The sequence below is a fragment of the Albidovulum sp. genome (assembly GCF_049646345.1).
GTDB lineage: Bacteria > Pseudomonadota > Alphaproteobacteria > Rhodobacterales > Rhodobacteraceae > Albidovulum.
In genome coordinates, this window is record NZ_JBARVQ010000652.1 from 1 (window position 1) to 10,830 (window position 10,830).

The window sequence follows — 10,830 nt, forward strand, 5'->3', positions numbered from 1 at the left end:
GACTTTGACATGCCCGGCACGCCGATCCGCCTGACCATGCGCGATCAGGGCGACAAGAACCCGTTCAAGGACAAGAAGTTCCACACGCCGTCACGGTTGAGGAAACATGTCGGGAAACAGGTGAAGAAGTAGAGCGACGGTCCGGAACCGCCGGGAAGACAGTATCGGGACCATGCGACATTCAGGCGGGCCCCCTCCGCCCGGAAACAAGCGCGAAGCGCGCCGGGCGAGCGCCTGCGCGTCCCGGCGGGCTGGCGCTTTGGCGGCCGCGCGCATCATATGAGGTCAGAGGGTCTTTGCGAGGATAAATTGCCCTGAACATCCGTCGCGGCGCCATCCCACGGGCAGTCGCTCACCCGGCTCACGTTGTGAAGGAAAATCCGCAAAGGGCTCCAACGAGAGCAAAGACGTTGCGCCGGTAGGTTCGATACAGCCTGAGGCCCGCCGGTGGCGGGCTGCCTCCGGCGGGGATATTTCACCCAAGTGGAAATTCAGACGAGCTGCCCGTCGGCCGTCAGCCGCGTCTTGCCGCCGAGCCAGGGCACCAGCGCCTCTGGCATCGTGACCGAACCATCCGCCTGCTGGCCGTTCTCCAGCACCGCGATCAGGCAGCGCCCGACGGCGAGGCCGGAGCCGTTCAGCGTGTGGACGAAATCGGGCTTGCCGCCTGCCGGGCGGTAGCGCGCGTTCATCCGCCGTGCCTGAAAGTCGCCGCAGACCGAGACCGAGCTGATCTCGCGATACGTGTTCTGCCCGGGCAGCCAGACCTCGATGTCATGGGTCTTGCGGGCGCCAAAGCCCATGTCGCCGGTGCAGAGGACAACCGTGCGGTAGGGCAGGCCGAGCCGTTCCAGAACGGCTTGGGCGCAGTTCGTCATGCGCTCGTGTTCACTCATCGACGTGTCGGGCGTGGTGATCGACACCATCTCCACCTTCTCGAACTGGTGCTGGCGCAGCATGCCGGCCGTGTCCTTGCCCGCGCTGCCCGCTTCCGAGCGGAAGCATTGGGTATGCGAGGTCATGCGGATCGGCAGAGCGGCCTCGTCAAGGATGTCGCCCGCGACGGTGTTGGTCAGTGTCACTTCCGAGGTCGGGATCAGCCACCAGCCATTGGTGGTCTGATAGCTGTCCTCGGCGAACTTCGGCAGCTGGTTGGTGCCGTACATGGCCTCGTCCTTGACCAGCACCGGGGTGATTGTCTCGGTCAGCCCGTGTTCATCCGTGTGCAGGTCCAGCATGAACTGCGCCAGCGCCCGGTGGATGCGGGCGACGCCACCACGCAGAAGGACGAAGCGGGCGCCGGAGAGTTTCGCCGCTGTCTCAAAATCCATGCCGGGTTTTACGCCTGCAATCTCGTAATGCTCCACGGGTTTGAAATCGAAGCTGCGCGGCGTGCCCCAGCGGCGGATTTCCACATTGTCGTTTTCGTCCGCACCTTCGGGCACTTCGTCAAACGGCAGGTTCGGGATGGACATGAGCATGTCGCGCAGCCGCAGGTCTTCCGCGGCGGCTTCCTCATTCAGTCGCGCCACTTCGGCCTTCTTTTCGGTCACCAGCGCGCGCAGGCGCTCGAACTCTGCCTCATCGCCCTTGGCTTTCGCCGCGCCCACCTCTTTCGAAGCCGCGTTCTGGGCGGCCTGAGCGGTTTCGGCGGCAAGAATCTTCGCCCGCCGCGCCTCGTCAAGGGTCAGGATGTCCGACGAGAGACCGGTCAGCCCACGCTTGGCAAGCGCTGTATCGAAAGCAGCGGGGTTCTCTCTGATCTGCCGGATATCGTGCATCTTCTCACCTTTCGCGGAAACGTACAGGGCGCGTTATGCCCCAACCGACAGAAGAGGGGAACTGCTGTTTTTACCCGGAACGGCAATGGCGATCGCAAGGTGAATGTGGTGACGAACTGAAGGAAATTGCACCCGACTGCCTTTGCGCTTGGGGGATTGCGGCAGGCGATTGCCTGGCAGTCGGGTGCTTTTACGGCAAGCGGGGGAACGCTTGCCGGAACGGGTCAGTGAAGTCTTCCCTGAACGAGGTATCCCTCGATTCTGGTCTCGCCCAGGGCCTTCATGGCTTCCAGGCGATGCAGACCTTCCAGAAGAACAAATCCACCACTTGTCTTCTCTTGCCGAAGGCGCACGGGGGTTTTCTGACCGTCTTCAAGAATACTCATTGCAAGGTTGTTCATTCGCTCGAAGTCGAGCGTTTTTCGGCGTTTCACCGGCACATGGATCCGGTCGATCGGAATTTCTAATCTTACGAGCATCTGAAGCTGCTCCATTGATCGATTGTGACAATGCCAACGTAGTCCAGGGGATGTGTCGGGGAAACTGTTGGGCTCCGCATGATCCCTGCTGCAATTGATGACATGTATAGGCAGTCACGTAGAAGGGTCAGCACCTACCGCTGTTGCACAGAGGTGATGGAAACGGGTCGGACTGCTGCGACAGGCTGGCCTGCCCTCCTTGCAAAGCCCCGGTCGCGACTATAGGTTCCCGGGCGACAAAAGCGGGCGGTCAAGCGCCCCATCACGCAAGAGGACGCCTTTCATGCTGATCACACCCGCCTATGCCCAGGCCGCCGGGGGCGGTGGCGCTGCCGGTTTCGCGCAGTTCCTGCCGCTCATACTCATCTTCGCGATCATGTATTTCCTGCTGATCCGTCCGCAGCAGAAAAATATGAAGGAACACAAAGCCATGGTCGAGGCGTTGCGCCGCGGCGATCAGGTGATCACGCAAGGCGGCATCATCGGCAAGGTCGTCAAGGTCAAGGAAGACGGCGAACTTGAGGTCGAGATCGCCGAGGGCGTCAAGGTCCGCGTTGTCCGTGCGACCATCGCAACCGTCCTGTCCAAGACCGAGCCGGCCGCGTCGAAGTAAACGCGCCCGCGCCAAGGAACCGAGCCCCCGACATGTTGCACATCCCCCTCTGGAAGCGGATCGTCATCTGGGGGCTTTGCGCCCTCGGCCTGCTGACGGCGCTGCCGAACGCCCTTTATACCCGTGTAGAGATGCACAATGACGCCGTGACGGCGGCCGAACGCGCCGGTTTTGAGACCGAGGCGCAAGCGGCCGACCGGGCGCTCTGGCCTGACTGGCTGCCTTCGGGCCTGGTCAATCTCGGGCTTGACCTCAGGGGCGGCGCACATCTTCTGGCCGAAGTGCAGGTGGCGGATGTCTACAAGGCGCGGATGGACGGGCTCTGGCCGGAAATGCGCCGGGCGCTTTCCGATGCACGGGGCGAGCTGGGCGGCATCCGCCGGGCGCCCTCCGACCCGTCGGAACTGCGCATCCAGATCGAAGAACCCGAGGCGATGGCCCGGGCGGTCGAGATCGCCAACGGTCTGGCCACCAATGTCGTCAGCCTGACCGGGGTCGGGCAGCAGGACATCGACGTCACCGCCGAGGGCAACCAGCTGATCATCCGTCTGAGCGAGGCCGAACGTGCCGCAACCGATGACCGGACTTTGAAACAGTCGCTGGAGATCATCCGCCGCCGGGTCGATGAGGTCGGCACCCGTGAACCGACGATCCAGCGTCAGGGCGACAACCGCATTCTGATCCAGGTGCCGGGCATCGGGTCGGCCACCGAATTGAAGGAACTGATCGGCACCACCGCGCAACTGACCTTCCAGCAGGTTCTGGGGCGCGGATCGGACGGCAATGCCATTGCCAAGTCGGGCACGGTTATCCTGCCCTCGATCGACGAGGATGAGAACGGCATCTTCTACACGCTTGACGACCTGCCTGTGGTGACGGGTGAGGACCTTGTCGATGCGCGGCCCGATTTTGACCAGAACGGCCGCCCTGCGGTTTCGTTCCGCTTCAACCCGTCGGGCGCGCGCAAGTTCGGCGACTATACCGCCGCCAATGTCGGGCAATTGTTCGCCATCGTTCTGGATAATGAGGTCATCTCGGCCCCGCGCATCAATCAGCATATTCCGGGCGGGTCGGGGATCATCACCGGGTCGTTCTCGGTCGAAAATTCTACCAATCTTGCCGTCTTGCTGCGTGCTGGCGCGTTGCCCGCCAAGATGACCTTCCTTGAAGAACGCACGATCGGGCCGGAACTGGGGCAGGACAGTATTGATGCGGGCCGGCTTGCGGCCATTGTCGGTATCGTCGCCGTCGTCGCCTTCATGATCGCGAGTTACGGGCTCTTCGGTGTCTTCGCCACGGTCGCGCTCGGCCTCAACATCTCGATGCTGTTCGGGTTCCTGTCGACCATTGGGGCAACGCTGACCTTGCCCGGTATCGCCGGGATCGTGCTGACGGTGGGCATGGCGGTTGACGCCAATGTGCTTGTCTTCGAACGGATACGTGAAGAGATGAAGACGGCCAAAGGCCCGGCACGGGCGATTGAGCTTGGCTATGAAAAGGCGATGTCGGCGATCATCGACGCCAATATCACCACCTTCATCACCGCGCTCATCCTCTTCTTCCTCGGTTCTGGCCCGGTCAAGGGCTTTGCCGTCACACTGGTCGTCGGCCTTGTCACCTCGGTCTTCACCGCGATCTTCGTGACGCGGGCGATGGTGGTCATGTGGTTCGAGCGCAAGCGGCCGAAAACGGTCACGGTCTAAGGGGCAATCAAAATGGCATTCCGTCTCAAACTCGTCCCCGAAACCACCAATATCGACTTCTTCCGCTGGCAATGGCTGACCTTCTGGGGGTCGGTCGCGCTGGTGGTGGCCTCGGTCCTGCTGAGTCTCGTCATTGGGCTGAATTTCGGCATCGACTTCAAGGGTGGCACCACGATCCGGACCGAATCCACCAGCGCCGTAGATGTCGGGGCCTATCGCGATGCGGTGGTGCCCCTTGGTCTTGGCGATGTTTCGATCACTCAGGTCTTTGACCCGACCTTCCGCGAGGATCAGCATGTGGCCTTGCTGCGCATTCAGGCGCAGGAAGGGGCAGAGGCGATCACGCCCGAGATCATCACCAGCATCGAGGCGGCATTGAAGGGGGTCGATCCCTCGATCACTTTCCCGTCGGTCGAATCCGTCGGGCCGAAAGTGTCGGGCGAATTGATCAAGACCGCCGTCCTCTCGGTCCTCGCCGGGGTTGCGGCGATCTGTTTCTACATCTGGCTGCGCTTTGAGTGGCAGTTTTCGGTGGGTGCGGTCGTGGCGCTGATCCACGATATCGCGCTGACGATCGGTATCTTCTCGCTCTTCCAGATCAAGTTCGATCTGACGATCATCGCGGCTTTGCTCACGATCCTTGGCTATTCGATCAACGACACCGTCGTCGTCTTCGACCGGTTGCGGGAAAACCTGATCAAGTACAAAAACACGCCGCTCCGCGACCTTTGCAACCTGTCGGTCAACGAAACCCTCAGCCGCACGGTCATGACCTCGGGCACGACGCTTCTGGCGCTGATCGCGCTTCTGGTCTTCGGCGGCGACGTGATCCGGGGCTTTGTCTTCGCAATGACCTGGGGCGTGATCGTCGGCACCTATAGTTCTGTCTATGTCGCCAAGAACGTGGTCCTGATGCTGGGCGTCAAGCGCGACTGGGGCAAGAAGGATGACGGCCCGGCAGGCACCCAGTTCGCCACGGGCAAATGATCCAGCTGACCGATATCGCCTTTGACGGGCTGACGCCCATCGACGGCTATGGGCCGGGGTTTTTCCGCGTCGGGGGGCAGGTCCTGCATGGGCCGGTTCTGGTCACCTCGACCTCGGCGCGGATCTGGGGCGGCTATGACGACACAGCCCCCCTGATCGCATTGGCGGATGAGATCGATGTGCTCTTCCTCGGCACCGGAAAAGCCATTGCCCATGCCCCCGCCGCCCTGCGGCAGGCGCTGGAACACGCGGGCATCGGCGTTGAGGCGATGGCGACCGATGCGGCGGCGCGCACCTATAATGTGCTGCTGTCCGAAGGGCGGCGGATCGCTGCGGCTTTGCTGCCGGTGGAATAGAGCGTTTCGCGTTTTTATCTCATCGGAATTCGAACATTTTCGTTCGAATTCATATGCCTGTTGGTTCAATCAAAACTCGAAACGCTTTCGGGGGGCAGGGGGTTTCCGGGGGCAGCTACGGAACTGCGTTCGGGTGGCTGTCGGCCCCTGTTCACCGCTCCTGGCCGGTGATATCCGGACACGAAAATCGCCCAAGGAGACTATCATTACCAAGTCCGGCGCATGTGAATGCGGAGCGGTGACCTATGCCATCAAAGCGGGTCCCCTTCATGTCTATGCATGCCATTGCCTGAATTGCCAGACGCGCAGCGGCAGCGCCTTTGCCGAACATGCGATGCTAGGGGCCGATGCCTTTGAGTGCGACGGATCTGTTGAGGAATTTCAGCGCGCGGCGAACGGGATGCAATTGACAGAAGTGTTTTGCCAGACCTGCCACACGCGGATCTACAACCGGAACAATATGTTGCCCGGCATGATCTTTCTGAGCGCGGGCACGTTGGAAAGCAGTCAGCGCCTTGAGCCGATGGCCCATATCTGGACCAGTCGCAAACAGGGCTGGGTCAGGCTGCCCGAGGGCATTCCAACATTCGAGCATTCGCCAAGCCCGGAAGAGTTCGGCGCTGCTATGGCAGCTGCTCAGGAGCGTACCGCCCGGTAAGGTTCGCCCTATCCGGGCCAATGACACCACGATATCGCGATATGGGCATCGGCAACGCAGATGTCCGGGCGGTCTGATCCCGGTGTAAGGTGGGTTTCAACCCACCTTCCCGGGGAAAGCCAGTGTCAGATGCCGTCGCCGACAAAGGCCTTTTCGACGACATATTCCTGCGGTTCGGAATTCGCGCCCTCGCGCAGGCCGAAGCCTTCGAGAACCGCTTTCACATCGACGTTGAAGGCGAGCGAGCCGCAGACCATCGCCCGGTCAGTGGCCGGGTCCATCGGCGGCAGGCCGAGATCGGCGAAGACCTTGCCAGAGCTGAGGTTGTCGGTGATCCGGCCCATCCGCGGGCTCTCTTCCCGCGTCGTGGTCGGGTAGTAGAGCAGCTTGCCTGCCACCATCTCGCCGATCAGCGGGTCGTCGGCCAGGCTTTCGACCAGTTCACGGCCATAATCCAGTTCCGCCTGTTCGCGGCAGGTATGCATCATGATGACCTGATCGAACTTCTCATAGGTCTCCGGATCGCGCATGAGCGAGGCGAAGGGCGCGATACCGGTGCCGGTGGCAAGGAACCAGACCCGCTTGCCGGGCAAAAGCGCGTCATGCACCAGCGTGCCTACGGGTTTCGGCCGCAGGATGATCTCATCGCCCGGCTCAATGTGCTGGAGTTTCGAGGTCAAGGGCCCGTCCGGCACCTTGATCGAATAGAACTCCAGTTCCTCATCCCACGACGGCGAGGCGATGGAATAGGCGCGCAGCAGGGGTTTGCCGTTATCGCCCATAAGGCCGATCATCACGAACTCACCCGAACGGAAGCGCAAGCTTTGCGGCCGCGTCACGCGGAAGGAAAACAGCCGGTCGGTCCAGTGCTTGACCGACGTGACGGTTTGCGCATCCGGCAGGGTGCGGACGGGTTTGGCGGTTGTTTCGTTCAACGTGTTCAAATCGTTCATGATCCTTATGGGCACGTATCGCGCACCCATCCTTCTATTGGCATTTCGGAATGGAGGGAACCCCGCTGCGTCAGGCCTTCAGCCGCGCCCGGTAATCGTGGTCCTGCCAGTCGGCGCGGAAGGTCCACTGATCGGCCGGCTGGCGCGCGGCCAGATCGTCGGGGATTTCCACCTCATCAAACCCGCAGCGCCGCGCCATCGCATATTGATCGGCAAGGACATGGCCCTGCGCGCGCAGACGCCCGGTATAGCCGCGCGCGCGCAGGTGCCGGGCCAGCGTGAAGCCACGCCCGTCGGCAGAGGAGGGGAAGGCGACCCGGATCAGGTCGACACCGTGAAAGTCGGTGGGCAGATCACCGGGCATCAGGTCCTGTGCCAGATCAATCGCCTCACCCTTATAGTCATCGGCATGAAAGCCGTCGTCACGCACGATCACGCTCATGCTGCTGTCTCCTTGGTCTCATCGTTCTGCGACACGGGGCCGCGCACGGCCTTTCCGTTCACGAAATGAATGCCGCATTCCTGTTTCTGGGTTCCGCGCCAACGGCCTGCGCGGGGATCTTCCCCGTCCTTCACCGGGCTGGTGCACGGCGCACAGCCGATTGAAGGATAACCCTTGGCCACCAGCGGATGGCGCGGCAGGTTGTTGTTGGCGATGTAATCCTCAAGATCCTCACGCCCCCAATGGGCCAAGGGATTGACCTTGATCCTCAGGTCTTCTTCATTTTCGAAGAAGTTGAGCGCCGCACGGGTTCCGGCCTGAAACCGCTTGCGCCCGGTGATCCAGCCATCGAAGCCCTGCAAAGCGCGTTCCAGCGGCGCGACCTTGCGAAGCGCACAGCAGGCATCGGTGCTGAACTGATGGAGTGTGGCGTCCGGGTCTTCGAAATCGGTCGCGCGGCGGTCGGCGCGGATCGTGCGTACATCGGTCAGATTCAGCCGGTCTGCCAGATCGCGCTGGTATTCCAGCGTCTCGGGGAACAGCATCTGGGTGTCGATGAAGATCACCGGCGTGCCGGGTGCGATGACTGAAACGAGGTGCAGAAGCACCACCGATTCCGCCCCGAAGGACGACACCAGCGCCACATTGCCCAGCTCGGGATCGAAGAGCGACCGCTCAAGGACCGCTGTCGCCGAATGATGGCGATAGCGGTCGTTGAGCGTGGTCACACGCTCTGCAATCGAGGGCAGGGGGGCCTCAAGCGGCATCGCGGGCAGCCTCGGCCGGGTAGAGGGCGGCCTTGAACGGCTCGGCCCCCAGGCGGCGATAGGCCTCAAGGAACGTCTCGGACGCGTCCTCGCGGACCGCCAGATAAGCGCGCAAGAGACGCTCGATGGCAGGCACAATCTCGTCATACGAGAAACCGGGGCCCGCGCGTTCGCCGACCACCATATTCTCGGTATGATCGCCGCCGAGCGTGATCTGGTAGTTCTCCACACCCGCCCGGTCGAGGCCAAGAATGCCGATATGGCCGACATGGTGATGGCCGCAGGCATTGATGCAGCCCGAGATCTTGATCTTGAGCTGGCCGATTTCCTCTTCCAGACCGATGGCCTTGAAATGGGTGCTGAGTTGCTGCGCGACCGGGATCGAACGGGCGGTGGCAAGCGCGCAGTAATCCATGCCGGGGCAGGCGATGATGTCCGACACCAGGCCGATATTGGCGGTGGCGAGCCGTTCGGCCTTCAGGGCCGCGTGCAGGGCCGGCAGGTCCGACTTGTGGACATGCGGCAGGATCACGTTCTGCTCATGACTGATGCGCAATTCGCCATGGCCATAGACCTCGGCCAGATCGGCCAGAAGCCGCATCTGCTCGGATGTCGCGTCGCCCGGCGTTTCGCCATGCGCCTTGAGCGAGACGGTCACAATGGCATAGCCCGGGGCGCGATGCGCGGTCAGGTTGGTGTCGGTCCAGGACCGGAACACCGGATCGGCATTGCGCGCGGCAAGGTAAGCATCCTCGGGCGCATTGCGGAAGGCGGGGGCGGCGAAGAAATCCTCGATCTCGGCCAGAACATCGGCGCTGATGCCGCCGAATTCCTGTTTCGTCACCTTGAAGCGTTCTTCGACCGCATCACGGAACTTTTCCATGCCGTTTTCGAAAACGGTGATCTTGATCCGCGCCTTGTACTTGTTGTCGCGACGGCCCATCAGGTTGTAGACCGAGACGATGGCCTCCAGATAGGGCAGCAGGTCTTCCTTCTTCACGAAGGGCTTGATCACCTGACCGACCATCGGCGTGCGGCCAAGACCGCCGCCGACCAGCACTTCATAGCCGGTCTGGCCATGGCTGCCGCGCACGATGCGCAGGCCGATGTCGTGCGACTTGGTGACGGCGCGGTCATTCGGCGATCCGGTGACGCCGATCTTGAATTTGCGCGGCAGGGACTGGAATTCCGGGTGATCGGTCGACCACTGGCGAATGAGCTCGGCCGTCGGGCGCGGGTCCTCAATCTCATCGGCGGCGGCACCGGCGAAATGATCTGCGGTGACGTTGCGGATCGTGTTGCCCGAGGTCTGGATCGCATGCATCTCGACATCGCCCAATGCGTCGAGCATGTCGGGCACATCGGTAAGTTTCGGCCAGTTATACTGGATGTTCTGGCGGGTGGTGAAATGGCCGTAACCCTTGTCCCAGCGGTCGGCGATCATCGCGAGCTGGCGCATCTGATCCGCGCTGAGCGTGCCGTAGGGGATCGCCACCCGCAGCATATAGGCATGCAGTTGCAGATAAAGGCCGTTCATCAGTCGCAAGGGCTTGAATTCATCCTCGGTCAGCGACCCGTCGATGCGGCGCGCAACCTGCGCGCGGAACTGGGCGTTGCGTTGACGGATGAAGGCTTCGTCGAAGCTGTTGTACTTATACATGACCGGCCTCCTGCTTGCCGTGTGCATAGTTCGAAGGGCCCCGGGTGCGGAACGCTTCGCGGAAATGGATGGGTTCGGGGCCGGCAGAACCGGGCTTTGCATCGGCAAGATAGGCGCCGACAATGATGCCCTTCTGGCTTCCGGCCTTCAGCAGACGCAGCTGGGCATGGGCCTCATCCTCGATCAGCTCGGCTTCGGCGTGATCGCGGGTCCAGTGGTCGTCGGCAGTCAGATAGACGACATCGCCTTCGATCAGCGCATTCGCGGTGACGACTTTGGGCGTAAAGGCGCGGGCCATGGGTGAAGTCCTTTCGGGGCGCGGCGGGGCCGGTCGGGTGATTTCTTGATCCCAATATAGGAAATTATCCCTATATGTTGCCATATGCCCTTGCGAATAAGGACATACGTTCTTTATCTGGGCGGGAATGGAA

General features: G+C 61.9%; 12 protein-coding genes. 5 read left to right on the forward strand and 7 right to left on the reverse strand.

Annotation, left to right across the window (positions count from 1 at the left end; all coding sequences use genetic code 11):
• Positions 1-491 precede the first annotated feature (491 nt).
• Both serS and WBB85_RS17065 read right to left on the reverse strand, forming a co-directional pair.
• Positions 492-1,781: a serine--tRNA ligase gene (gene serS / locus WBB85_RS17060; RefSeq protein ID WP_432639795.1), complete on the reverse strand. Its 1,290-nt coding sequence runs from the start codon at positions 1,779-1,781 to the stop codon at positions 492-494.
• A 224-nt stretch (positions 1,782-2,005) separates the two neighbouring features.
• The gene (locus tag WBB85_RS17065; RefSeq protein WP_432639796.1) at positions 2,006-2,275 is read right to left on the reverse strand and encodes a ParB N-terminal domain-containing protein; all 270 of its coding nucleotides are present in this window, start codon (positions 2,273-2,275) and stop codon (positions 2,006-2,008) included.
• A 268-nt stretch (positions 2,276-2,543) separates the two neighbouring features.
• On the opposite strand from WBB85_RS17065, the gene yajC reads away from it, so the two are divergent.
• From yajC to WBB85_RS17090, 5 genes are all read left to right on the forward strand, one after another.
• Positions 2,544-2,873, forward strand: coding sequence for a preprotein translocase subunit YajC (gene yajC, locus WBB85_RS17070; RefSeq protein ID WP_432639797.1), 330 nt, complete (start codon positions 2,544-2,546; stop codon positions 2,871-2,873).
• A gap of 32 nt (positions 2,874-2,905) precedes the next feature.
• The gene (gene secD, locus WBB85_RS17075; RefSeq protein ID WP_432639798.1) at positions 2,906-4,576 is read left to right on the forward strand and encodes a protein translocase subunit SecD; all 1,671 of its coding nucleotides are present in this window, start codon (positions 2,906-2,908) and stop codon (positions 4,574-4,576) included.
• Positions 4,577-4,588: 12 nt separating this feature from the next.
• Positions 4,589-5,563 (forward strand): protein translocase subunit SecF, encoded by a 975-nt coding sequence (secF, locus tag WBB85_RS17080; protein WP_432639799.1) that lies wholly within the window; start codon positions 4,589-4,591, stop codon positions 5,561-5,563.
• Entirely contained in the window at positions 5,560-5,919 is a 360-nt protein-coding gene (locus tag WBB85_RS17085; protein WP_432639800.1) for an Mth938-like domain-containing protein, read from the forward strand. Before secF ends, WBB85_RS17085 begins: the two co-directional genes overlap by 4 nt.
• A gap of 133 nt (positions 5,920-6,052) precedes the next feature.
• Positions 6,053-6,577: a GFA family protein gene (locus WBB85_RS17090; RefSeq protein WP_432639801.1), complete on the forward strand. Its 525-nt coding sequence runs from the start codon at positions 6,053-6,055 to the stop codon at positions 6,575-6,577.
• Positions 6,578-6,702: 125 nt separating this feature from the next.
• Here WBB85_RS17090 and WBB85_RS17095 read toward each other — a convergent pair whose 3' ends face one another.
• From WBB85_RS17095 to WBB85_RS17115, 5 genes are all read right to left on the reverse strand, one after another.
• On the reverse strand, positions 6,703-7,530 hold the full coding sequence (locus WBB85_RS17095) for a ferredoxin--NADP reductase (protein ID WP_432639802.1): 828 nt from the start codon (positions 7,528-7,530) through the stop codon (positions 6,703-6,705).
• A 70-nt stretch (positions 7,531-7,600) separates the two neighbouring features.
• Positions 7,601-7,972 carry a DUF934 domain-containing protein gene (locus tag WBB85_RS17100; protein ID WP_432639803.1) on the reverse strand — a complete coding sequence of 124 codons (372 nt, stop codon included), beginning with the start codon at positions 7,970-7,972 and terminating at the stop codon, positions 7,601-7,603.
• Positions 7,969-8,739 (reverse strand): phosphoadenylyl-sulfate reductase, encoded by a 771-nt coding sequence (locus tag WBB85_RS17105; RefSeq protein ID WP_432639804.1) that lies wholly within the window; start codon positions 8,737-8,739, stop codon positions 7,969-7,971. Before WBB85_RS17105 ends, WBB85_RS17100 begins: the two co-directional genes overlap by 4 nt.
• Positions 8,729-10,399 carry a nitrite/sulfite reductase gene (locus WBB85_RS17110; protein WP_432639805.1) on the reverse strand — a complete coding sequence of 557 codons (1,671 nt, stop codon included), beginning with the start codon at positions 10,397-10,399 and terminating at the stop codon, positions 8,729-8,731. The genes WBB85_RS17105 and WBB85_RS17110 overlap by 11 nt, the downstream gene beginning before the upstream one ends.
• Positions 10,392-10,697, reverse strand: a complete 306-nt coding sequence (locus tag WBB85_RS17115; RefSeq protein ID WP_432639806.1) for a DUF2849 domain-containing protein — start codon at positions 10,695-10,697, stop codon at positions 10,392-10,394. Before WBB85_RS17115 ends, WBB85_RS17110 begins: the two co-directional genes overlap by 8 nt.
• Positions 10,698-10,830: the final 133 nt, after the last annotated feature.